The 24860-nt window shown below is 46.7% G+C and carries 20 protein-coding genes, 1 other RNA gene and 1 riboswitch; of the genes, 16 read left to right on the forward strand and 5 right to left on the reverse strand.

Annotated features, from left to right (window positions below):
* Positions 1-82: 82 nt before the first annotated feature.
* From hppD to maiA, 4 genes are read left to right on the forward strand one after another with little or no spacing between them, the layout of a single operon-like run.
* Complete coding sequence (hppD, locus tag DS731_RS06875) at positions 83-1189, forward strand: 4-hydroxyphenylpyruvate dioxygenase (RefSeq protein ID WP_119500629.1); 1107 nt, start codon at positions 83-85, stop codon at positions 1187-1189.
* Complete coding sequence (locus DS731_RS06880; protein WP_119500630.1) at positions 1182-2330, forward strand: homogentisate 1,2-dioxygenase; 1149 nt, start codon at positions 1182-1184, stop codon at positions 2328-2330. The genes hppD and DS731_RS06880 overlap by 8 nt, the downstream gene beginning before the upstream one ends.
* Entirely contained in the window at positions 2327-3337 is a 1011-nt protein-coding gene (locus DS731_RS06885) for a fumarylacetoacetate hydrolase family protein (RefSeq protein ID WP_119500631.1), read from the forward strand. Before DS731_RS06880 ends, DS731_RS06885 begins: the two co-directional genes overlap by 4 nt.
* 30 nt (positions 3338-3367) lie before the next feature.
* Positions 3368-4024 carry a maleylacetoacetate isomerase gene (gene maiA / locus DS731_RS06890; protein WP_119500632.1) on the forward strand — a complete coding sequence of 219 codons (657 nt, stop codon included), beginning with the start codon at positions 3368-3370 and terminating at the stop codon, positions 4022-4024.
* Between the two features lie 71 nt (positions 4025-4095).
* On the opposite strand, the gene DS731_RS06895 is transcribed toward maiA, so the two are convergent.
* Positions 4096-4563, reverse strand: a complete 468-nt coding sequence (locus DS731_RS06895) for an Lrp/AsnC family transcriptional regulator (RefSeq protein WP_119500633.1) — start codon at positions 4561-4563, stop codon at positions 4096-4098.
* Positions 4564-4759: 196 nt separating this feature from the next.
* Between DS731_RS06895 and DS731_RS06900 the strand changes: the two genes are divergently transcribed.
* Both DS731_RS06900 and ffs read left to right on the forward strand, forming a co-directional pair.
* A complete protein-coding gene (locus tag DS731_RS06900; RefSeq protein ID WP_119500634.1) occupies positions 4760-5815 on the forward strand; it encodes a Glu/Leu/Phe/Val dehydrogenase dimerization domain-containing protein in 1056 nt (351 codons plus the stop codon).
* Between the two features lie 95 nt (positions 5816-5910).
* Positions 5911-6007, forward strand: an RNA gene (gene ffs / locus DS731_RS06905) — signal recognition particle sRNA small type.
* Positions 6008-6021: 14 nt separating this feature from the next.
* On the opposite strand, the gene DS731_RS06910 is transcribed toward ffs, so the two are convergent.
* Positions 6022-6300 carry a late competence development ComFB family protein gene (locus tag DS731_RS06910; RefSeq protein ID WP_119500635.1) on the reverse strand — a complete coding sequence of 93 codons (279 nt, stop codon included), beginning with the start codon at positions 6298-6300 and terminating at the stop codon, positions 6022-6024.
* A gap of 241 nt (positions 6301-6541) precedes the next feature.
* On the opposite strand from DS731_RS06910, the gene DS731_RS06915 reads away from it, so the two are divergent.
* From DS731_RS06915 to DS731_RS06925, 3 genes are all read left to right on the forward strand, one after another.
* On the forward strand, positions 6542-7630 hold the full coding sequence (locus tag DS731_RS06915; RefSeq protein ID WP_119500636.1) for a tryptophan 2,3-dioxygenase family protein: 1089 nt from the start codon (positions 6542-6544) through the stop codon (positions 7628-7630).
* Positions 7631-8054: 424 nt separating this feature from the next.
* Entirely contained in the window at positions 8055-10889 is a 2835-nt protein-coding gene (locus tag DS731_RS06920) for a TonB-dependent receptor domain-containing protein (protein ID WP_119500637.1), read from the forward strand.
* Positions 10890-11073: 184 nt separating this feature from the next.
* Positions 11074-12807, forward strand: a complete 1734-nt coding sequence (locus tag DS731_RS06925) for a putative 2OG-Fe(II) oxygenase (RefSeq protein WP_119500638.1) — start codon at positions 11074-11076, stop codon at positions 12805-12807.
* Here DS731_RS06925 and DS731_RS06930 read toward each other — a convergent pair.
* Positions 12804-14444: a tetratricopeptide repeat-containing sulfotransferase family protein gene (locus tag DS731_RS06930; RefSeq protein WP_119500639.1), complete on the reverse strand. Its 1641-nt coding sequence runs from the start codon at positions 14442-14444 to the stop codon at positions 12804-12806. The two genes, DS731_RS06925 and DS731_RS06930, sit on opposite strands and share 4 nt — an antisense overlap.
* A 674-nt stretch (positions 14445-15118) precedes the next feature.
* On the opposite strand from DS731_RS06930, the gene DS731_RS06935 reads away from it, so the two are divergent.
* The 6 genes from DS731_RS06935 to DS731_RS06960 are packed head-to-tail and all read left to right on the forward strand — an operon-like array spanning position 15119 to position 20113.
* Positions 15119-15883, forward strand: coding sequence for a DUF3450 domain-containing protein (locus tag DS731_RS06935; RefSeq protein ID WP_119503338.1), 765 nt, complete (start codon positions 15119-15121; stop codon positions 15881-15883).
* Between the two features lie 6 nt (positions 15884-15889).
* Complete coding sequence (locus DS731_RS06940; protein WP_119500640.1) at positions 15890-17248, forward strand: MotA/TolQ/ExbB proton channel family protein; 1359 nt, start codon at positions 15890-15892, stop codon at positions 17246-17248.
* 1 nt (position 17249) lies between these two features.
* Positions 17250-17774, forward strand: coding sequence for a MotA/TolQ/ExbB proton channel family protein (locus DS731_RS06945; RefSeq protein ID WP_119500641.1), 525 nt, complete (start codon positions 17250-17252; stop codon positions 17772-17774).
* Positions 17775-17785: 11 nt separating this feature from the next.
* Positions 17786-18184, forward strand: coding sequence for an ExbD/TolR family protein (locus tag DS731_RS06950; protein WP_119500642.1), 399 nt, complete (start codon positions 17786-17788; stop codon positions 18182-18184).
* A 1-nt stretch (position 18185) separates the two neighbouring features.
* Positions 18186-18797 carry an energy transducer TonB gene (locus tag DS731_RS06955; RefSeq protein WP_119500643.1) on the forward strand — a complete coding sequence of 204 codons (612 nt, stop codon included), beginning with the start codon at positions 18186-18188 and terminating at the stop codon, positions 18795-18797.
* 2 nt (positions 18798-18799) lie between these two features.
* A complete protein-coding gene (locus DS731_RS06960; RefSeq protein ID WP_119503339.1) occupies positions 18800-20113 on the forward strand; it encodes a tetratricopeptide repeat protein in 1314 nt (437 codons plus the stop codon).
* 93 nt (positions 20114-20206) lie between these two features.
* Here the strand turns inward: DS731_RS06960 and DS731_RS06965 are convergent, their stop codons facing one another.
* On the reverse strand, positions 20207-22240 hold the full coding sequence (locus tag DS731_RS06965; RefSeq protein WP_119500644.1) for a GNAT family N-acetyltransferase: 2034 nt from the start codon (positions 22238-22240) through the stop codon (positions 20207-20209).
* Between the two features lie 60 nt (positions 22241-22300).
* On the opposite strand from DS731_RS06965, the gene DS731_RS06970 reads away from it, so the two are divergent.
* On the forward strand, positions 22301-22720 hold the full coding sequence (locus tag DS731_RS06970; protein ID WP_119500645.1) for an acyl-CoA thioesterase: 420 nt from the start codon (positions 22301-22303) through the stop codon (positions 22718-22720).
* A gap of 59 nt (positions 22721-22779) precedes the next feature.
* On the opposite strand, the gene DS731_RS06975 is transcribed toward DS731_RS06970, so the two are convergent.
* Positions 22780-24564, reverse strand: a complete 1785-nt coding sequence (locus tag DS731_RS06975; protein ID WP_119500646.1) for a helix-turn-helix domain-containing protein — start codon at positions 24562-24564, stop codon at positions 22780-22782.
* A gap of 187 nt (positions 24565-24751) precedes the next feature.
* Positions 24752-24833: riboswitch (cyclic di-GMP riboswitch) on the forward strand.
* Positions 24834-24860 lie beyond the last annotated feature (27 nt).

The raw sequence follows: 24860 nt of genomic DNA on the forward strand, positions 1-24860 counted from the left end.
GCTATCCGCAGGCCCTGTCTTTTCTGATTGTTAAATTTGGTGTTTATTTATCACATAACTTTTACAAGTGTGAGGAAACACCATGTCACAAGTCGATTACTCTTATAATCCGCTGGGCTCAGACGGTTTCGAATTCGTTGAATATACTGCTGCCGATGAAAAAGGTATTGCGGCCCTTAAAGATCTTTTTTCATCACTGGGTTTTGCTGAGGTAGCCAGCCACCGTTCCAAGCGTGTGTGGTTGTATCGCCAGGGTGATATCAATTTCATTGTTAATGCTGAACCGGCATCTCAGGCTGAAGAGTTTGCCAAATTGCGGGGCCCCAGTGTTTGCGGCATGGCCTTCCGCGTTAAAGATGCAGGAATTGCGATGAAGCACGCACTGGCAAACGGCGCGAAGCAATTCGTGGGCAATCTGGGACCCATGGAACTGAACATTCCTGCCGTTTATGGTATCGGCGAGAGCACGCTTTACTTTGTTGACCGCTACGGTGATGACAGCATTTACGACGTAGATTTCACCTTTTATGACGACTGGCAGGCAAGAATGGAAAAAGCCGGGGCCGGCCTGAGTTTTGTCGATCATCTCACTCACAATGTCCGCAGAGGTAACATGGCGTTGTGGGCCAATTTCTACGAGAACATCGGCAACTTTCGCGAGATCCGGTACTTTGATATAGAAGGCAAACTCACCGGCCTGGTGAGCAAAGCGATGACGTCTCCCTGCGGTAAAATTCGTATTCCTATTAATGAATCGTCTGACGATAAATCACAGATTGAAGAGTTTATCCGTGAATATAACGGCGAAGGTATTCAGCACATCGCATTAGCCACTGACGACATCTATCAGACAGTCAGAGATCTGAAAGCCAGAGGAATGCGCTTTATGGATACGCCGGATACTTACTATGAGGGCGTGGATGCCCGTGTGCAGGGGCATGGTGAAGATTTGAATATGCTCAAAGAATTGCGCATTTTAATCGATGGTGCACCAATGAAAGATGGCATTTTGCTGCAAATTTTTACCGATACAGTCATTGGCCCTGTGTTTTTTGAAATTATCCAGCGCAAGGGCAACGAAGGATTTGGCGAAGGGAATTTCAAAGCGTTATTCGAGTCTATAGAACTCGACCAGATCCGTCGTGGCGTTTTAGACGGCCAGGCGCAGGACGTGAAAGAAAATGCGTAACTGGATCCGGTTTCCGGCTGCGCAGGGGACGCACTCAAAGCAGGCCCACGCCGATTTTCCGGAAGAGGGCATTTATGAACGTGAAATTGGTCGCAGTGGCTTTTTTGGCCCTGCGAGCCATTTACATCATAAACATGCGCCGACCGGTTGGATTGACTGGGAGGGGGATTTACGACCCCGCGCCTTCGACCTGAATAAGTTGCCCCGTGATGCAGAGCAGGGGCCTTTTTCAGCTCCTCTGATCCTCGGCAATGCCCACTGTAAATACCGCTTATGGCATTGCAATACTGCCATGCCGCGCCTTGCCCGTAATGCTGACGGTGACGACTTATTGTTCATACATGAAGGTGAAGGTGAACTGTTCTGTGATTACGGACATCTGCCGGTGACCGCCGGTGACTATGTGCTTATTCCCCGCTCCACGCTATGGCGGCTGGAGCCGGCAAAGCCCATGACCATGTTAATGATTGAAGCGACTAACGAAGCGTATCAGTTGCCGGATAAAGGCATGCTGGGGGGGCAGGCTATTTTCGACCCCGCCGTGCTGGAAATACCGCAAATCAATGACAGGTTTATCGGCCAGCAAGACGAGAATAACTGGCAGGTAGAGGTGAAACGGGGCAATAAGGTGTCTGTGATCACTTATCCGTTTAATCCCCTCGATGCCATTGGCTGGCATGGTGAAGTGTGTGTAGTCAAGCTGAACTGGCGGGACATCAGACCTTTAATGAGTCACCGTTATCACTTGCCACCGTCAGCGCATACCACCTTTGTGGCCCCGCGTTTTGTTGTCTGTACCTTTGTACCACGGCCAATAGAAAGTGACCCCGGCGCTTTGAAGGTGCCGTTTTATCACAATAACGACGATTATGATGAAGTACTGTTCTACCACGAAGGTGACTTTTTCAGCCGTGACAACATTGAAAAAGGCATGGTGACTTTTCATCCGGCAGGGTTCACTCACGGCCCCCATCCAAAAGCCTTTGCAGCCGGTCGTGCCCATAAGAAGAAATTTACTGATGAAGTCGCCGTGATGCTGGATACCCGTGACGCGCTGGAGATGGGGGATGCCGCGCTGGCGACAGAAAATCCGGAGTATGTGAATAGCTGGAAGACACCGGTGAAGGAGAATGAACAATGAAATTTGCGACCTATAAAAATGGCAGCCGTGACGGTCAACTGATGCTGGTTTCAAGGGATTTGACCCGTACTGCTGCGGTACCGGATATCGCACTGACATTGCAACACGCTCTGGACAACTGGGCGCAGGTTGCCGGCGCATTGCAGTCACGATATGAGCAATTAAATGATGGATTAGTTGACAGTGAGGCGTTCAAAGAAGAGCGCTGTGAGTCGCCTCTGCCACGTGCTTATCAGTGGGCTGACGGCAGTGCCTACGTGAATCATGTGGAACTGGTGCGTAAAGCCCGCGGTGCAGAAATGCCGGAGAGCTTCTGGACAGATCCGCTGATGTATCAGGGCGGGTCTGATGACTTCACCGGCCCCCGGGATGACGTTATTTTACCCAGTGATGATTGGGGTATTGACTTTGAAGGGGAGGTGGCGGTTGTCACCGACGATGTGCCAATGGGATGTTGTGAAACTGTCGCGGCTGAACGCATCAGGTTGATTATGTTGGTGAATGATGTGTCACTCAGGGGGCTCATTCCAGGTGAACTGGCTAAGGGATTCGGATTCTTTCAGTCTAAGCCTGCCAGCAGTTTTTCACCGGTGGCGGTAACACCTGACGAACTGGGTAGTGCATGGAACCAGGCACAGGTTTGCCTGCCATTACGCTCAACCTATAACGGCGAGTTATTCGGCATGCCCCATGCGGGCACCGACATGACATTTAACTTCGCGCAACTGGTTGCGCATGCCGCGAAATCGCGTAATCTGGGAGCAGGAGCTATTATTGGCTCAGGTACCGTATCCAATAAACAGGGTACGGACCATGGCAGCGCTGTAAAAGAAGGTGGTGTGGGTTATTCCTGTATTGCCGAAATCAGGATGATTGAAACCATCCGTGACGGCAAGCCATCCACTCCCTTTATGCAGTTTGGCGACAGGATCCGCATAGAGATGCTGGATGAGCAGGGACACAGTATCTTCGGCGCGATCGAACAACAGATTAAACCACTCAGCTAACAAGAAGTGGCAAGCAAAAAAGGGCAAAACATGAGTCTGAAACTTTATGGTTACTGGCGTTCTTCGGCAACCTACCGGGTGCGCATTGCAATGAACCTGAAGGGGTTGGATTACGAATATGTACCGGTTCACCTGGTAAAAGAAGGCGGTGAACAAACTCATGAGGTGTTTAAGCGTCTGAATCCGGCGCAACTGGTACCTGCACTGGTGGATGACGACGAAGATTTCGTACTCAATCAGTCTCTCAGCATCATCGAATATCTGGATGAAAAGTACCCAGATACTTGCCGTCTGATCCCCGAACACGCGCTTGAAAGAGCACGGGTTCGCGGACTGGCCCATGATATTGCTATGGAAATGCAGCCGTTAGGAAACTTACGGGTGCTGAATGCATTACGGGATGATTTCAATGCGGATGATGAAGACATTGCCGCATGGGTGCGTAAGTGGTCAGAAAAAGGCTTTCAGGCAATTGAACGTCGCCTGCAAACACAGGCAGGGAAGTACTGCTTTGATTTTAATGTCACCATGGCTGACGTTTGCCTGGTGCCCCAGGTCTATATTGCTAAGCGGTTTAAACTGGACATGACGCCATTTCCGCTTATCTCCAAAATTGTTGATAACTGTCTGGCGCTGGATGCGTTTGAAAAAGCGAGACCGGAGAATCAGCCGGACTGTCCTGAATAACCATGACATAAAAACAAAAAGCCCGTTGATACTGCCATGTATCAACGGGCTTTTTCGTTTGTGATAACCGGTTACTGACTTTTTATTGGTAACTCTGTGGTGTTTTTCACCTGCTTCAATGCAAAAGTGGAGCTTAAGTGATCGACCAGTGGCAGATGGGTCAGCTTGGTTTTCAAAAGATATTCATACTCTTCAATGCTTTCAACAACCACTTTAAGAAGATAATCCTTCTCACCGCTGGTGGTATGGCATTCTACGATTTCATCGATTGACTGTACCGCCGCTTCGAAATCGGTGAGTGAATCTCCGTCGTGGTTTTTCAACGTCACGAAAATGAAAACCGATACGCCGAGATTCAGCTTTTTGCTGTTCAGCAGCGTCACTTTGCGAAGAATAATTCCTTCTGATTCCATGCGTTTAACACGGCGCCAGCACGGCGTATGTGACAATCCGACCTTTTGACTCAAGTCGGCCATGGAGACAGTGGCATCCTGTTGAAGCACGCGAAGAATTTCGCGGTCAAATTTATCTAATTTCATTAATCAGGCATCTCGTCAGGTGTATGATAATTATTATAACACTCACATAATACTAGGATATATATCCTAGTCTATAGTTCTTGTGAATAACCATATTTCCTCTTGTAAACATAGCTTGAAATTAATGCAAAATCTGTCCTCGTGATGTTCGGATAAGATAGCCGGGTTATCAGTCACGATCAGAAGAAGAAAATCCATGTCAGTTTTTGAACATCCAGAGTTTGACAGTCACGAACATGTGGCATTTTTCCACGATGAAGCTTCGGGCTTAAAAGCGATTATTGCAGTGCATAATACGAATCTCGGTCCGGCATTAGGCGGTTGCAGAATGTGGCCGTATATCAACAGTCATGAAGCGCTGACAGATGTTCTCAGGCTTTCAAAAGGCATGACCTACAAGTCAGCTATGGCCAATCTGAAGCTGGGGGGCGGGAAGTCAGTGATAATCGGCGATCCCCGTAAGCACAAGTCTGAAGAAATGATGCTGGCTATGGGAAGGTTTGTTGATTCTCTGGGCGGCAAGTATTTCACAGCTGAAGATTCCGGTATTGCAGTGACTGATTTGAAAACCATGGCAACGCAGTCGGAATACATCACCGGTGTAAGTGCTAAGTATCATTACAATAATGAGCAGCCTGACGGCAATCCTGCTCCTTCAACAGCTTATGGTGTCTTCACCGGCTTGAAAGCAACAGTGGAACACGCGCTGAAAACAGATTTGAAAGGAGTGCGGGTGGCCATTCAGGGTGTTGGTCACGTGGGTTACCGTCTGGCGCAACATCTTCATGCCCACGGCGCTGAATTGTTTGTCACCGATATTTTCCCGGAAGGAGTTGAACGTGCCGTTTCTGAATTAGGTGCGACGGCGGTGAAGCCGGAAGAACTGTACGGACTGGACGTGGATGTGATTGCACCCTGTGCGCTTGGCGCATCCATTAATGATGAAACGGTGCCGGAAATAAAAGCTAAGGTGATTGCCGGTGCTGCGAACAATCAGCTTGCCAGAGAATCTATGGGAGAAGTTCTTCGTCAAAAGGGCATTGTTTATGCGCCTGACTATGTGATTAATGCCGGTGGTGTGATTGATATTTATCACCAGCGCATGGAGTCATCCAGTGAAGCTATGCGTGAGCACATTGAGCAGATTGGCCTGACGCTGAAAGAAATCTATCAACGTGCTGATTCTGATGAAAAAGCCACCAACATTGTGGCAAATGTCATCGCTGAAGAACGATTTAATCACAAGGCTTGAAACTTCGTCTTCAAATCGTCATAATTCGCCGCTCCTGAGGACAGCCGTCACGGCACAGTATCCGTTTTCAGGAGCACGCAAAGTTCAATGGTGGGCCCTGGTCCTCTCGCAATGATACTCTGTGAACCCGGTCAGGCCCGGAAGGGAGCAGCCGCAGCAGACGACTCATGTGCCGGGATGTGGCTGGGGCCCGCCACCCAATCTCCTCACTCATCTGTTCGTTTCGATTTTGCCTGGTCCAGATACTTTATCGCCTTGTCCACGGCGTGTTCCACATTCATTTCCATTTGTTGCCTTTCACTCTGAGGAAGATAAAACGCCATATCAACTTCAAAGCGGATATACCGTGGCGGTACCTGATTCAGCGCAAGGCAGCAAATATCTGCCAGATAGTCTGATGATTTAGTTTTATCAAGCTCCAGTTCGCTAAGCCGCTGCAAAACAAGGTGCTCATAATAGTTATGGATATCATCATCTAACTTCATAATTTTTCCTTTTTACTGGTAATTACTAAACTTACCCATGTTGTCATGCTTACCTTAACAGGGTGTAAACCTGTTCTGCCAGCACAAAAATGCCCTGAGTCTGGCGCACAGTTCCCTCTACTGTTTATAGTTTGTTTCGTCTAAATGTCGAGAATTATCCGCCACATCAGCATGTTTAGCGGTGCGGCAATCAGTTTGATGTTCACGACAGTCGAACTCTCCTTACCAATAAGGCAGGAATATGAAAAGGAATACCACGCCGGTTTATTACGGCGATTATCTGCAACTGGATAAAATTTTAGGCGCACAGGGCCTGCAAAGTGAAAAGTATGGTGCTGCGGCCCACGATGAAATGCTATTCATCATTGTCCATCAGGTTTATGAACTGTGGTTTAAACAGGTACTGCATGAATTAAATGCGGTCATAGATACCTTCTCTCAGGACAAGGTAAAAGACGAACAACTTATCGAAGTGGTTCACCGTCTGCACCGTATAATTCAAATTCAGCAACTGATGAATGATCAGATATCAGTAATGGGAACCATGACGCCGCAAGATTTCATGTCCTTCCGCGATTACCTCGTGCCTGCTTCGGGTTTTCAGAGTATTCAGTTCAAACGTCTGGAAATATCTCTTGGATTAAAGAGAGAGTTCAGAATCGACTTCGATAAACAGAGCTTTTATAACCGTCTGACAGATCAGGATCGTGCGTTGCTTGAAGCGCTGGAGTCAAAGGACAGTCTGTTTGAACTGATTGACCGCTGGCTAAGCAGGCTACCGCTTCTCAAAAAAGATGAATTCACCTTCTGGCAGCATTATCAGGAAACTGCAGAAGCGCTGTTACTGCAAGACAAAGCCACTATCGAATCGACAGCACCCGATGAAGCATCACGGCGTCAGGAATTACATGACTGGCAGACTACAAGAGATGATTTTGCCGCGCTGTTCAACAATCAAAAATATAATGCGCTCAGAGAGAAGGGGACATTCAGACTCAGCCATGACGGCATGCTGGCAGCCTTGTTTATCAAGCAATATTCTCAGGAGCCTATATTTAATCTCCCATTTCAGGTGATTACCGCATTAACGGAGATTGATGAGAAGCTGACGATATGGCGATACCGCCATGCGATGATGGTTCAGCGTATGATTGGCAGTAAAATAGGAACCGGAGGTTCGTCCGGACACCACTATCTCAAGCGGACTACAGAGTCGAATCGCATTTTTACTGATTTTTTCAACATGGCGTCTTTCTTATTACCTAAGGCAGCGCTTCCTCCATTGCCGGAAAATATCCGGAAGTACTGTGGCTTTTATTTAAGCGAATAGCATTGATTCGTATTACCTGCACGCTTGCTTCATTTTTTGTATAGATAAATTTACGATATGATCAAATATATCGTATTAAGTTATTAAAATGTTACTTGATCGTGACTTCTATTTAACGCTGCAATGAAGAATATTTCCGAAATTTGCTTTTATAAGGATGAATGTTTTACGTAGTTGTATTTTTTAGTGTTTTCATCTCATTAAGTGTGGCTTTAATGTCCTTAAAGATGATTGATTTCCTAATAATGTAAAAATTCAAAAAAAATTTGAACTTTTGGAACTGACCCCCGCAAAGTAAGTTGACCGTCTGATAAGTATGTGGTTATTATCATCGCTGAGGTGTTATACCTTTTAATAATAAGTCGTGAAAAAACGATTTAATAACACACACACTAATTATTTTAGTGGTCCAGGGAGACAATACATGTTTGAAAATACAAGACTGGCGAAGTCAGTGAAGCTTGCTTGTGCCTTCGGTGCAGTAACTGCTGCCTCAATGACCAGCAATGGCGCATTCGCGCAAGAGGAAGCCACGGCAGATGGTGAAAAAGTTGAGAAAATCCAGGTAACTGGTTCTCGTATTCGTCGTACAGACATCGAATCTTCCAGCCCGGTTCAAATTACATCAGACGTTGAAATCAAACTGTCTGGTTTTACCCGTGTTGAAGACCTTCTGAACAGCCTGCCTCAAATCGAAGCTGGTCAAACAGCTTTCCAGGCTAACGGCGCCTCAGGTACTGCATCTGTTGACCTTCGTGGTCTTGGCCCGAGCCGTACTCTGGTACTGGTAAACGGTCGTCGTCTGCAGCCGGGCGGTGTTTATTCTCAGTCTGCTGACATTAACCAGATTCCTGCTGGTCTGGTTAAGCGTGTTGAAGTACTGACTGGTGGTGCATCAACCACTTACGGTGCTGACGCAGTAGCGGGTGTTGTTAACTTTGTAATGGATACTGACTTCGAAGGTTTCGAATTCACTGCCGGTGCACAAGGTTACCAGCACGACAACTCTAATGCCTACATCCAGGGTCTGATGGACGAACGTGACTTCGAATACCCTACAGGAAGCTCTGGTATTGACGGTACGTCATTCAACTACGACCTGGCGATCGGCGGTAGCTTTGACGGTGGTAAAGGCCACGCAGTTGCTTACGCAACTTACCGTCGTGATAATGAATTACGTCAGGAAGCCCGTGATTACTCCTCATGTGCTCTGAACGCTGCTGGTACTGCCTGTGGTGGTTCCGGTAACGCTGAAGTACCTAACTTCTACATCGGTGGCGTAGCTGACGGTGCGTTTGACTGGGATAACTCAGGTTATTATACGCTGGACACTAACAGTGACTTCATTGATTCTGTTGGCAATGCTTATAACTACGCGCCTATCAACCACTTCATGCGTCCGGATGAGCGTTACAGCATCGGTGCTTTCGTTAACTATGAAGTTAATGAGCACTTTAACCCGTACATGGAAACCATGTTCATGCGCGACGTAACGCGTGCACAGATCGCGGAATCAGGTACTTTCTTCGCAGAAACTTACCTTATCGATTACGACAGTGAGTTAATTAATGATTCACAACGTGCTTTCCTGACATCTGAACTGGGTATTACCAGTGGTCAACAGTTTGCGACTTACATCGGTAAGCGTAACACTGAAGGTGGTCCACGTTCTTCTAACCTTGAGCACAACTCTTTGCGCATGGTTGTGGGTACTCGTGGTGCGATCAACGACATGTGGGAATATGATGTGTCTGCACAGTACGGTACTACCGGTTCTTCTGCTGCATACATCAACGACTTCTACCTGGAAAACATCGCTGCAGCACTGTCTCCGGACTGTGATGGCGACTGTATCCCTTACGAAGTATTCACTTATCAGGGCATCACGTCAGAAGCTGCAAGCACCTTAACCGGTACTGCCATCCTGAACGGTGAAACTGCTGAAACTATCGTGAACGGTTACGTAAGCGGTGAGTTCGACTACACACTGCCTACTGCTGATGCGCCAATCGCGGCTGTATTCGGTGCTGAGTACCGTAAAGAAGAGTTCTCACGTACTTCTGACACCGTATTCGCAACCGGTGCACTGGCTGGTCAGGGCGGTCCTACGCCTAGCATCTACGGTTCTTACAGCGTTAAAGAGCTGTTCACAGAATTAAGCGTACCTGTTCTTGAGTCACTGACTTTAGACCTGGGTTACCGTTACTCTGACTACAGCACTTCAGGCGGTACAGATACGTATAAAATCGCCGGTGAATTCCAGGTCAACGATGACTGGATGATCCGTGCTAACTATAACCGTGCGGTTCGTGCACCTAACGTTGCAAACCTGTTTACTCCTCAGGAGCTGGGTCTGTGGTCTGGTGTTGATCCATGTGCCGGTGCAACGCCTGAATACAGCGAAGCACAGTGTGCTCTGACTGGTGTTACAGCTGCGCAGTACGGTAACGTTGTTGCAAGCCCTGCGAGCCAGTATAACGATTACACTGGTGGTAACCCTAACCTTGACCCTGAAGTTGCTGATACTTACGGCTTAGGTGTGGTTGCTAACCCAATCGAAAACCTGAACTTCTCTGTTGATTACTGGTTAATCGAAATGGAAGACGTTATCGGTACAGTTGGTTCTGAGCTGACAGTTCGTCAGTGTGCTCTGACCGGTAGCTCTACTTTCTGTGATAACGTTGTTCGTTCAGGTTCAGGCTCTCTGTGGTTAGGTACTGAAGGCTATGTTTCTGCAACTAACATCAACCTTGCCGGCCGTACATGGGAAGGTATCGACTTAGATGCGAACTATGAGCTGGAAGTGGGTGAAGGCACAATCACTACCCGCTTAATCGGTACATACTTCCTGACCAAGGAATACGATACAATTCCTGGCGTAACTGAAGCGTATGACTGTTCTGGCGAGATCAGCACTGACTGTTTTGCTCAGCCTGAGTGGCGTCACACTCTGACAGTTAGCTACACCACTGGTGACTTCTGGTCTTTACAGGCTAAATGGCGTTACTACGGTGAAGTTAACTACAGCGGTACTACAGATACACTGCTTGCAGACGGCATTTCTGCACAAAGCTACCTTGACCTGAAAGGTACTTTTGATGTGAATGACCACGTTGGCGTATTGATTGGTGTGAACAACGTTCTGGATAAAGAGCCGCCTCTGGTTGGTGGTAGCTTGTCTTCTAACGGTAACGCAGTTGCTGGTTTCTACGACACACTGGGTCGTTTCCTGCACGCTAGCGTAACTGTTCGCTACTAAGATAAAGTTTATCTTTGTAAAAGCCCCGACTTAGTCGGGGCTTTTTTGTTTTTATATCGTTAAAAAAGTGTTATTGGTCGCAATTGACTTGCTTAAAGTACTTGATTTGTGTGTCGCACTGTTACAAAAATAGAGAGGTTGAAGAATCCGGAAAATAAAATAATAAATATAAGCAGGTAGTTACGTGGAAACACTCAATCACGGTCTGAAGGAAATTCAGCTGCTGATGCAACAGCAGCACTACGACAAAGCACTTCATGCTATAAATGAACTCGAGCGGGCATTCGGGCCATCAACTGACACAACATTGTTTCGCGCCAGAATCTGTTTATACACCCACAGGTATGCTGACGCAGAGAAAAGCTACCTTACAATCGGGGTCCCGGCGCTCATTAAATGTAATGAGATCTACAACTTTCTTTTTGTTCTGAAAAAGCTAAAAAAAATACACACAGCTATCAATCATTATGAGCAGTATAAACTTGCAGACCTGTCTCTGAACCTTGCATTACTGTATTGCCAGTTGCTTCATGAAGCTGGCATGGCTGAGTACCTTTTGAAGCATCTGAGAACTGCTACAGTTAAATTTCAACATGATGAACAGTTTTTGATTACCAGTGCTTTCTATCATCGCCTGGCTAATCACCCGTCCCCCTCTTTCGAAGCGTTAGAAGCAAAATCAGGGACTTCAGAGCATTATTTTCTGGAGCTCGCACACGGTTACCTCCATCAACAACAGAACGCAAAAGCAATAGAGGTTTTGCATCAGGGGTTGAATGGTCATCCTCAAAGTATTGCCTTGCACAAGATGCTGGCAGAGACATTACGCACTATCGACCCTGACGGGAATATTTTTGAGGTACTGGATGAGCACATTGCCCGTCTCAATCAAAATAGTGTGCAGGTACTACCACTGGCTTTTCTTAAAGCAGAAATACTCATTACCATCAAATCATTCAGTGAAGCCGGTAAATACCTAGCATCTCTGAGCCAGCGTTATCCCTCGCAACTCAGGCTGATTTATTTGAAATCTGTGGTTGCTTGCCGGCTGGAGAAATATGCTGAAGCCGAGCAATTACTGGATATTTGTATCAATGGCAGCGGTCCTGACAAGCGGCTCTTTATTGATAAGTCTTTTTATCTCATGCGAAGAGGGGATTTTCCCGCTGCAGAGTCGTTTTTGATGAAGGCTGCTAATATTGCGCCATTTGATCAGGAAGTATTGGGGTATCTCAGTGTTTGCTGGCAGCAGAATAAAGCACAACACCGCAACTGGCTGGTTAATCAACATGAGTTCGTGAAGTGCATTCAGGTTAAAGACGATTTCGAACAGCTTGTACAATCAGAGGATGCCTGGCATCAACTCACCGGGTTTCTCAAACAGTTACACTGCAATCAGCAAGACCCTCTGGATCAGAGTGTTAATGGCGGTTCACAAACAACCGGCAATTTGTTCTCGTTAACTGATCCTCTCGTCCTCAATCTCAGGCAGGTTCTCGAAAGGGCTGTTGATCAGTATCTCAAATCCTTGCCAAATGATCCCAATCATCCGTTTTTAAAACGAAAAGGCTCCGGCTTTTGTTGTTCGGGAAGCTGGTCAGTAAGATTACGGGGTGAAGGCTTTCATACCAACCATGTCCATCCGGTAGGCTGGCTTTCAGGTTGCCTGTATGTCGATGTGCCATCGTCACTATTAAATAGCCATGCTATGGAACAAAAAGCGGGCTGGATAAAATTCGGTGTTTCAGAAATTGTGCCGGATGTTGCGCCTGATGCCTCGTACCCGCCGGTGCCGGGCAATCTGATGTTGTTTCCGGCGTATTTCTGGCACGGCACTAATCCGTTTAAGGTGGAGGAAGCAGAGCAGGGGGCTTCACGGTTAACCGTGATTTTTGATATAGAGCCGGTTTACGGTTAGTTGCCGAATAGTTCGCTGTAATGTTTCCAGCGTCCGACGGACCGGTTATGAAGGGGCTGACGGACCTGTTCCATAGAAGCTGTGGTAATAATCCCGTTATCATCTGACCCGCTGTTGCGGGCTGCGGGGTCAAGACCAAGCCATCTGAGCACGGTATCAACGGTGTCCGCCTGATTTGCAACCAGGTCTTCGTAAGACACAGTTAATATGTCCTCTTCATAGTGTGTTTGCCAGTAAGACAGTAATATCTGTTGACGGTCGAGGTAATCCAGCGCAGTTTCTGTCGTCAATGAATAAGACATTGCCGGACCAAAACGGTTAAACAATAAAGATGTCGCAATGTCCTTATGATTACGCCGGGTACATATAAACCGCGCACGGGGAAAGAGGGCTTTAATAAATCCGATTTTTTCAATATTGTCCGGTCGTTTATCAAGCACGGTAGCATTACCGGTTGTTCGTAAAGCATCGAGCCGCTCAAGGTAGGTTCGTCTTATCCGGTCAATAGACTCTGATGTTATTTCAGCAGCAGGTGGAAATCCTCCGCATATCAGAGGCGCGAATTTGAAGAAATGATCAATCTCTCCACCTGAACAGAGAAGAGGGTGAGCTGACAGTTGTTTTTCGAGGAGTGTTGAGCCACTCCTGAAAGGGCCGCAAATAAACACAGGCGACACATCATCCAACTCTGAGACAGGGTTCTGCGGAATCCTGCAATATGTTTTGTGCCAGGCCTGTATGCCGGTCAACCGTTTCCGGTGACATTCTTTTATCGACTGAATATTTAAATGTGACTGGGCCAGGTCGGCATTGTTAGCCTGTACTATTAACCGGGAGGCTGTGTCGTAATGATGTCTGCTGTCAAACCAGCGGGCAACTGCATAAACAAGATCAACGTCATCGTTATCTTTAAATGCGCCCGGAGACACAAAATGGGAAGATACCTGATAGGCAAGCCGGGCAATATCCGCAGACTGATGATCGCCCGGAAATTCAACTAATCTGGCAAGAGCACGCTTTTTATATTCCTGAGTTGAAAGCAACGACTCAAACGTGTCTTTTGCCGCAGGATAGTCTCCGGTTTTCTGTAAATATCCACCGTAGTCAAATAACCCCGCTTTGTAACCGGGGGATAAAGACAGCGCCTTACGGTAATGTTTGAGTGCCGTGAGTTTATCAAGGTAGTGATCTGTATAGACAACCGCGAGCTTAAGATGCACTTCTTCCGGTTGCTCAATATTTTTTTCAAGACACCGTTTGTAGAAGCGAATTGCTTTCCCGTAATCTCCGCAGCCTTCTGCATACCACGCAATATTAAACAAAATATTATGGTTATCGGGATGGCGTTGATTAAAAGTTTCCAGTACTTCAACGGCTTTAAAAATCTCGTTATTGGAAGCATAGGTTTCGGCCAGTTTTTCACTCCACAGAGGATTGTCACCTTCACGCTCTGATTGTTGTTCATAGAAACCTATTGAAAAAACGGAACACGGTTGTGCATTTGCCAGTTCAAAATAAAAGGAAATCCTTTCACGTTCTGTCAGAGAGTGCTCCTCATCTACCATACGCCTTGCTTCATCAAATTGTTGCTTATCAAGCAATTGGCGGAAACTGGAAAGAAGTACAGCTATATTCATCGGGTTCTCTTTTGCTGAAGCGCACTTTCAGGGAATGCGGGTAAATGCATTAAGCAGGGTAACATTTTTCCACGGGAATCCGAATTGGTAAACCTGCTATTTACGTGCGGTGAGTGGTTGAAAATCGGCCATGAATAACCGAAGTTAGCTTGTAGCTTATTTGTAACACTTGAGAAAAAATGCCGGAGTTAAAACAAAAAAACTGCTCTAAACGGCCTCTTTCTCCAGAAAAGTAAGAAAACAGAGCAAAGTTACAATAACTGAATAACGTTTTATTAACGTCAAATCCTGAAACGCTTTAAACACGGGTATTTTGATCGGGGAGGCTGTATTAAGGAAAAAGCGATATCCGACAACATTTATCGCAATTTTACGCCTTTTTATCTACAAAGGAGGGCAAAATATGCCGGTTTTCACAAGTTATTCTGGTAAGACCATTGCAAAATTGGTTATTCAGTAATCGTTCAGTCATTTTAAAATGCGGTGTTAAGACTGTGTTACTTGACTCATTCTATTAATCCGTGTGAGTATTAGAGTTCGTAGTGTTGGCGTTTTACGACAATCACTACCTTCCTTAAAAACATTGATAAAGTTTTTACGCCCCTGGCTCGAACATATTTTTATGTATCGCGCGAGGATTCAAATAAGAAATTTGGTTGGGAACTATGTCCAAGATGAGCAAGAGAACTCTTATTGCTTCTACTGTGATCGGTGCTTTCGCACTAACTGGTAGTGCAGCTGTCTCTGCAGTGGAGCTATCCGATCTTCAAAAAGAAGACGCGAAGATTCAGGCTGCTGCAGCGAAATCTCAAGAAAAAATCAACACGCTGTTCGAACAGTCTCAAGAACTACTTGTTGAATACCGTCAAGTTGTAGATCAAACAGAAAACCTGAAAATCTACAATGACTACATCGCTAGCCTGGTTGCTGACCAGCAACGTGGTATCGATTCTTTGCAACGTCAAATCGACAGCATTGAAGCAACTAAGCAGGGCATCGTTCCTCTTATGTTCCGCATGATCGATAGCCTTGAAAAATTCATCGAGCTGGATACGCCTATCCACCTGGAAGAGCGTCGCGAACGTGTTCAACGTCTTCGTGACCTGATGGCTAACTCTAACGTAACGGTTTCTGAGCAGTTCCGTCAGGTAATTGAAGCCTATCTGGTAGAAGTTGAGTACGGTACGAAGATGTCTTCTTATCAGGGTACTATTGAAGCTGATGGCGCGGAACAGACTGTTGATTTCTTCAACTTGGGTCGTACTGCACTGCTGGCTCTGTCTCTTGACCAGACACATGCCTGGGTATGGAACAACGATGCCCGTTCATGGGAAAAATTAGGTGACGAATACCTGGCCTCTACTGTTAATGCAGTAAAAATGGCTCAGGGAACTATTCCACCTGATCTGATCAAGTTACCAATCAAAGCAGCGGAGTAAGCGTTAATGAAACCAGTATTCAAATCTCTTGTAGCCGCTGCAACATTAGCAGTGGTAGCTTCCGGTGCGCAGGCACAAGAAGCAGTGAGCCTGCAGGATCTACTGGAGCAGGTTAAGCAAAACCGTGTCTCTGAATCTCGCATTAACCAGCAGCGTGAAGCAGAATTCCAATCTGCACGTGCTGATAAGCAAGCATTGCTGAAAAAAGCCCAATCTGACCTGACTGCAGAGCAGAATCGTGGTGACCGTTTAGCACAACAATTCTCTGACAACGAAACTACGTTGAACGACAAAGCTGCTGAGCTGGACCAGGCAACTGGTACACTGGGCGAAATGTTCGGTGTTGTTCGTCAGGCTTCTTCTGAAGCATTCGGACGTATTTCTACGTCTATCGTAAGTGCACAGTATCCTGGCCGTGACGATTTCCTGGCAGAAATGTCAGAAGAATCTAAAGGTCTGCCAAACATCAGTGAACTGGAAGATCTGTGGTTTGCTCTTCAAACTGAAATGACTCAGTCTGGCGAAGTTGTTCGTTTCAACACTGAAGTTGTGAGCCTTGAAGGTGGTTCTTCTGAGCAGGAAGTTGTTCGTGTTGGTGCATTCAACCTGATCAGTGATCAAGGTTACCTGGCTTACGATGCAGAAAACGAAGTTGTTCAGCCTCTGGGTCGTCAACCTGACGGTTACCTGGTTGCGTCTGCAAAAGACCTGGTTAACGCTACTTCTGGCCTTGTAGCTTTCAATGCTGACCCTTCTCAAGGTGCAATCCTTGGTCTGTTGAAGCAAAAAGCGACAATGTCTGAGCGCTACCATGCAGGTGGTGTTGTAGGTTATGTAATCACAGGTATGTTGGTTATCGGTCTGTTAATCGGCGTATTCAAGATGATTCAGCTGGGTGCAGTTGGTGCGAAAATTAAATCGCAACAGAAAAACCCTGGCAATCCTTCTACCAGCAACCCTCTGGGTCGTATCCTGACAGTTTACAAAGAAAACAAAACTGTTGATGCAGAAAGCCTTGAACTGAAACTGGACGAAGCAATTCTGAAAGAATTACCGACTATCGAAAGCGGTATCAACGTAATCAAGATTTTCGCTGCAATCGCACCTCTGCTGGGTCTGTTAGGTACAGTACTTGGTATGATCGCGACGTTCCAGACGATTACATTGTTCGGTACTGGTGACCCTCGTATGATGGCAGGTAGTATCTCGATGGCACTTGTAACTACTGCTCAGGGTATTATCGCGGCTCTGCCTCTGATCCTTACTCACAGCATTGTAGCTTCACGCAGCAAGTCTATCGTTCACATCCTGGACGAGCAAACAGCGGGTATCATCGCTGCTCACTCAGAGTCGGAGAAGGCGTAATATGATTTACCTGATTGGATTATGGGAATCTGTCAGGGATTTTATCGCTACCGGTGGTGACGTACTTTATTTCGTCGCCCTCGCGCTCTTTCTCATGTGGGTACTTATGATTGAGCGCTACTGGTATATGACTTCAGTGTTTCCAAAGGTGAAGAAAGACATCATCGCCAAATGGGACGCTCGTAGTGATACTACCTCTTGGTATGCGCATAGAATCCGTGACGCATGGATTTCTCAGGCGTCAGATGATCTGGACGCCAGGATGCTAATCATTCGCACGTTAGTGGCAATGTGTCCACTAATCGGTCTGCTGGGTACAGTTACCGGTATGATTACAGTATTTGAGACTATGGCAACGCAGGGAACCAGTAATGCACGTTTGATGGCATCTGGTATCTCAATGGCAACAATCCCGACAATGGCGGGTATGGTTGCGGCATTGTCCGGACTATTCATTAGTTCTCGTCTCGAAGCTAAAGCGAAGATGGCAAAAGAAGGCTTAGTTGATAGCCTGCCACATCACTAGAGAGAACGATTATGGCTCGAAAAGTCAGAACCGAAGAGGAAGATGCAGCAATTGATATGACGCCGATGCTCGACATCGTGTTCATCATGCTTATCTTCTTCATCGTTACTACTGTTTTCGTTAAAGAAGCAGGCATTGAAGTTAACAAGCCTGAGGCGAGCCAAGCGTTTCTTCACAAGAATGCCAACATTTTCATCGCTGTAACAGAAGATGGAACTGTATGGCTAGATAAACGTGAAGTCGCTGTGGACACCGTAAGGGCTAATTTAGAGCGATTACTTACAGAGCAGCCAACGGATTATGTATTTATCCAGGCTGACGTCAAAGCCAAGCATGGTATCGTAGTCAAGGTTATGGACCAGGTTAAAGCCGCAGGCATTGACCGTATATCGGTAGCGGCAAGGGGTTAAGATGGTAAGGATAATCGTTTCTATATTATTAGGTGCGTTAGTTGCCTTTGGTCTGTTTGTTGTTATGGCAAAGCTAATTGAGAACTCTGCCAGACCTGCAGACGAGGTACCGGAAGCACCAGTTATTGATATCGTGATGCAGGAGCCGGATGATGAGACGCAAACGCGTACGCGTAAGCCACCTCCGCCTCCGCCGCCACCTCAGCAGCCACCTAAAGTTCAACCTGTTGAACCAGAAGCTGCTGAACCAAACACAGATGGTTTCAGTCTGGCAATTCCGTCAGTTGATACCGGTGGTGTTGGTGTAGATATTGGCGGTGTTGGTGCGATGCAACGCGATGGTGACGCTACACCAATCGTACGTATCGATCCTAAGTATCCACCTGATGCTGCCCGTGATGGCCGTGAAGGTTGGGTAAAACTGCAGTTCACTATTAATGAACAGGGTGGTGTTGATGACATCAGTGTTATCGATGCAGATCCCAAGCGTATCTTCGACCGTGAAGCGCGTCGCGCGCTGAGCAAGTGGAAGTACAAGCCAAAAATTGTTGACGGTAAAGCGGTTAAGCAAGAAGGCATGTTCGTTCAACTGGACTTTAAACTGGAGCAATGATCATGAAACTACGTACATTTAAAATGTCCGCCGTTGCTTTGGTCATGGGTATTGGTGCTGCGATTGCAGCGCCAATGGCCGCAGCGCAGGAATCCGCACCAGCGGCTAAACCTGCAGCGGCTAAACCTTCTGGCCCTGTGCTGTGTCCTGGCTATGTCAAGGGTAAAACTACTCTTGTCGGCGAGCGTACCGGTAAGAAAGTTCAGGCTGCTTTTGAAGCCTACAATGAAGACCGTGTTCAGGAAGCTATCGATATCCTTAAAGAAGTGGATCCAAGTGACGACTTCGATAAGGCATACGTAAACCGCTTCCTGGGTAACCTGATTGCGTCTCAGGAAGGTAAGGGTGCAGAAGCATTCGGTTACCTTCAGTCAGCAGTACAAACTAAAGTACTGAATGACTTGGAGCACGCAGGCACGCTGAAGTTACTTGGTGACTTAAGCATGCAGGAACAAAAGTTCGATGAAGCTGTTAAGTACTATGACAAGTGGATGGACTTTACCTGTAAAGAAGATGCTCAGGTTTACACACGTAAAGCACAAGCATTGTATGAGCAGAAGAAGTTTAGCCAGGTTGCAGCAACTGCTGACAAAGCTATCAAACTGAATTCTGAAGCTGGCAAGCCAGATAAGAACCCTTATCTGTTGAAACTTTCTGCTTTCTTTGAAGACAAAAAGTATCCTGAAACAGTAAGTGTTGCTGAAGTGCTTGTTAACATGTTCCCTGAGAATCCAACTTACTGGGTTCAGTTGGGCAGCTTCTACATGATGGTTGAACGTTTTGATAAAGCTGTACAAACGCTGGATATCGCTTACACGGCGGGTTATCTTGAGAAAGACAGCCAAATCAAACAGCTTGCTTCCCTGTATGCAAATGCGGGTAATCCACATAAGTCTGCTGAACTTCTGTCTAAGTATGTTAAGAGCGGCCTGCTGAAGAAAGATGCGGAGATGTATGCAAACATCGCTAACTCTTATCATCAGGCGAAGGACTATAAAGATGCGGCCAGTTATTACGGCAAAGCTGCAGAAGTCGATAGCGATCCTGAATATTATCGTAAGCAGGGTACTTTGTTACTCGTAGCTGAAGATTATAAAGGTGCTATCAAAGCTCTGAACAATGCTCTGGAACGTGGTGCTGAAGATCCCGCTAAGATTCACTTCTCATTAATGGAAGCGAACTTCTATATCGGTAACTATAAAGCAGCTTACGATCACATTCAGATTGCTAAGAAAGATAAGTCTTTACGCAGAAATGCGATGGCGTGGGAACCTTATATTAAAGATAAGGCTAAAAACCGCGGCATTAAGATTTAATGCTTAATTAGAATTAAAAAACCCTGCGACAGCAGGGTTTTTTGTTTTCAGTACTTCTCATTTTAATTTTTATATCAGGCTCAGAACCTGATTTCACACCTGACCTCCGTCATGCCCTGAAGACAGTAGTTTTTCACACCGGTGTCTCAGATCATTAACCATCTCTTTCTTACCTTGTAAGCCCATGCGGTACGCTAACTGTTTCAAAGAGTCCCCTGCAGATAACCTGCGAAGTATTGCAGCTAATTCAACATCAGAGTCGGAATGGGCTTTATCAGTCAGTTGGGTTAAATAATTCAGCGAGGAATAAAGATGATCGATACTCCGGCTGCCTTCAACGAACTGGCGAATCCTTAATAAATGGCGCTTACGCAGAAGTGGGGGGAGCTCACCGTTTTCTTCCAGTGCCAAAAGCAGGTCAATGGCTTCTGCTGCCCTCTGAGAGACCGGATTGACGACCAGTGCACTAGGCAATCCTGATGCTTTGTCCGGTTTATTACCCCGTTTTACAATGGTATAACCATTAGTTGTCCAGAATCTCAGTAACTTGTCATCAGCGCCAAAAGATGAAGTGATCAAATCAGCACCTTCAGTCTGGCAGGTGAAAACAATTTGCTTTAGTAATTTTGACCCGAGACCTTTTGACTGCCAGTCAGGACTTACCGCAATGCGGTTAATCCGCCTGATTGTCATGGATGCAAAATTTTCATCAGTGCTCATCAAAGCCAGACTCTGCGCCGTCAGATGGCCTTTTACGCGACGTTTTCCTTCTGCAATATGCTCAGTGAGGGTTTCCGGCGCAATGCCGCCTTCATGCTCTACTACTGCGGCAGCAATAATCTTGCCCTTCACAATTAGCAGGTGAAAGTTGTTTTGAGGAGAGTCTGTCAGTCTTAACATGTCATCGGGACTACTCTGGTAATGCGCAGCAGTGAGCATTTCCAGAACCTGACGGAGTGTTGACGGTTCCATGTCTCTTGCCGGCAGGACAAAGTGCTCCGGTGAAAAAGGCTCCCGCGGGTCGCCCGGTTCTTCACGGCACAGGGCTTGTCTGAATGTCAGCTTCGATACCAGAGCTTCCAGTTGGTCGCCACCGCGCCAGCGTACAGGCTCTGACAGCTTTCTCACCGGAATATTGTGAGGCTCGAGAAACTTGGTTCTGAATCCTTGTCCACTGCCTTCGTAACCCTCTGTGGTAGAGCTTAAAATAACAAACGCAGGTGTTGATAATAAACGCTGTAGCAGCGGCAGTGGCAGCGCTGCTGCTTCGTCTATGACAAGAACATCAATGTTATCTTCGGACAACCGGGGGCTGTCCGTAGCCATCCACTGCGCTTTGTTTCCGCTTTCGCATTCCGAGGACGCGAGTAATCCTGAGACAGAGGCTTGCGAATACGCTGTAACAGCTACATTTAACTCCAGTTTCAGAAAGTGGGCGATAATTTTACCGGATAAAAATGACTTTCCTCTGCCTCTGGCTGCCTCAATACAAACACACTTGTAAGTGCTGCAGTCATCCTGCGTGATCTTGTCAAACACCTTCTGCTGGGTAGCGGTCAGTCTGTCAGACTCAGATATGCGGGAAACTTCCACAGCCTGCGGGGAGGGCAAGTACACGCTGTCCCGGCTGACCATGCCCGTCTCCGGAGTGTCTGTTAAAGGGCGCAGAATCTTATCTATATATACACTGCTATTCAGTGTTTGTCCGTAGCTTAAAAAATAGGGGCGGGTAACCGACGGATGAGAGTGCCAGGTATCTGATGGCGGTGTCAGAAGTATTAGTGTTCCGGATACTTTTACTGTACCGGCCAGAGCCGTCAGCACAGATGGCCTGAATTGCTCAGAGAAGTCGATGATGACAATGTCATACTCACTGCCTAAACACTGCCGGTACAAATTGAGTGGCGTGGTCTTCGCTATCCTGGTCTTTGCTATATCAGCAAGCCTGGCGTTAAGTTCGCCGGCAATGCAAAAAGAAATATCTTCAGGCAGTGATGAGAGTATGTCTTCAACTGTGGTGGCATGGTGATGCTTATCGCCATGGATCACTAGTCTTTGCCGGTGATAATCGCTGGTATTACAAAACAAGGGTGCTGTAAGCCAGTCAGTCACAGTTGTCTGAGCCATTTGATATCATTTCACGTATAATCCAGCCGCTATTTTATCTATTGTTTACGAGGAATTCGAATGCGCTTTTTATCCCGCCGGCTTGTCATGCCCAATGATCTTAACTACGCCAATGCTTTATTTGGTGGCCGGGCGATGGAATGGATTGACGAGGAAGCGGCAATTTTCGCGATTTGTCAGCTGGAAACAAATTGTCTGGTCACTAAGCATATTGGTGAAATCACGTTTGAATCCCCGGCATTACAGGGCGATATCGTGGAGTTTGGTCTGGAAACTAAATCGGTGGGGCGTACGTCGATTACGGTAACATGTCTGGTGAGAAACAAAGCGACCAAGAAAACCATATGTCTCGCTGATGATATTGTTTTTGTAACTCTCGATCCGGATTCCCGTACTCCGACGCCCCATGGTAAAACGATGGAGATATTGAAAGCACAAACAGAGGCTGAAATCCGCAGCCTGAATCTGAATGCAGAATAAACGGTTAAAGCCGCCTGCTCACAAGTTCTGATGCGGGTAAGCGGCACTGATCATAGATATCAGGCCGCTGAAACCCGCCAGCTCGTCACGATCTCTTCCAGCATCTCACTTTGCACCTTAGTCAGCGTATCCTGACTGTATTCAGGTGTTTCCTGTGAATTCAGCAGATTGAATGCGATGGTATGACACAGTGTGATCTGACCCGTCAGGCTGTCAGAATTTCCATTTTCGTCGTTGCTGCACAGTTTCCACAATTGCTGATTCACTGCACTGTTAAAACCCCATCTCAGTAACATTAATGATGTGGCACCATACAGGCAAACGCCGTATTCATCATTGATACGGTTAAAGAAAACGTCAAATGAAGCGCTTTCATCCCAGTGAGTGACTGCGCCGTCGGAAAACAGACATTCGTCGTGAAAAATTAGAAACAGGGATAACGTGCCAAACAGTAAAAGCTGTTTGACCTGCTCAGTTTGGTCTTCGTTTAAGCGGTTGAAACCGAACAGGCGCTGAAAGATAGTCAGGCTCAGCAGCATCGCATCAGTGAGCAGGTTAACTTTTTCAAACCGGCATTGAGAGGTTAGCAACTGCTGCGCTGCGAAAATTACAGCAAGATTCCGGATATTGCCTAGCCCGAGATTCCGGCCGATTGCCTGTTCAAGATTTTTGGGTACAGAGCCATAAACCGCTCTGCTGGCCTTGCTCATAACGTGGGCCTGAAAAATTGGATCTTTTTCAATCAGTGAGACCACATCTGCCAGCGTCATTGTTTCACAGTCCATATTCAGCAGAGTCTGAATTGAATTGGGCAGGGGAGGCAGGTTCTCCACCACATTAATGAGATTACCGTTACCTTTTTGAAAACGCAGGCGGTTGCCAAGCTGGCGTAGCTGTCCTGCACTGATCCCGGCATGTTCCTTAAAACTGCGCTCAAAGGATCGGCGGTCAGAGAAGCCAAGGTGGGCGGCGGTGTCTTCCGTTTTTTCGCCACTGAGTAACCGGTGACATGACTGGTCATGAATGTACTCTTTGAGTAATGCGCTGAAAGAAATGGACTCTTGCCTTAACTGGCGACGAAACGCGGACTCCGTTTGACCTAGTTGCGTTGCTACCCATTCCGAACGGATCCTTGCCGGGCTCGGGGCTTTGAGAAATGCTTCTTTAACCTGCTGCTTTAACGGCAAATCATTGCTGGTGTCGAGGTTTCCCGCCAGCATTTTTTTAATCGACTGAGAATAGTAAAATGATGCCTGTTTACACCATTTATTATCGAAAACAAGGCATACAACAACTCCCTCATGTCTGATATCACCGCTGCTGACCGGCCTTAATAAGCTGACCGGTTGTTCGCCGGATGGCGGTAAGGTGACCGTTGTGAAGTCGAATTTTCTGCCGGCCAGGTGACGGCACAAAGCGAGGAGGAAATAACAGCGGAATTCGGTAAGAACAGGATGTGATGATGGCTGAAACCGGAGACAGGTTTCATTTCCGTCAGTTTTTACTGTCAGTGCCGCACTGTTACCCAGAATATAGTGGTAGTGTTTTCCCAGTACATGGAGTGCGTCATCAATATGCTTACTGGCCGTGAGATACACCACCAGATTACTCATTTTGTTGAAATCAAAATAGCCAATCAGGGAGCGGCCAATTGTCTCATATTCGTTGGCAGGACAAAGAGAGTGAAGAATAGACGCCAGTCCGTCATCGTCCATTTTCTCATTTTCTATTTGTGTGACGCTTTCGAGCATCGTTGTGTCATATTCGTTATCAAGTCCGTTATCCCTTCTCAGACTCAATAAAGCGCGGATGACTGCCGACCAGAAAAAACCGTGATACTGCACGTTTGCTCCCTATACCGGATCCCTTCAGTCAAGGATATAAGAATTACCTGTGGCTTGACAGAAAAAGGGTGAATTTTGTGTTGGTACAAATTTGTACCGGATTTCGTTCAGAAGTGTCCTTTTTTACTTGCGGGCCTCTCCCTATCATTACAACCGTCGACTCATTGGTGGAAACGTCACTTCCACAGAGTAGATTCGCCAAACCTGTCGTGAGGCAGGGACGGAAAGCCACGGGTCTTATACCGCCATAAGACAGCCGGGTTGCAGTGAAGTTGTTTAACTATTTTCAGGCACAC

It is taken from the genome of Alteromonas sp. RKMC-009 (assembly GCF_003584565.2).
Classification (GTDB): Bacteria; Pseudomonadota; Gammaproteobacteria; order Enterobacterales; family Alteromonadaceae; genus Alteromonas.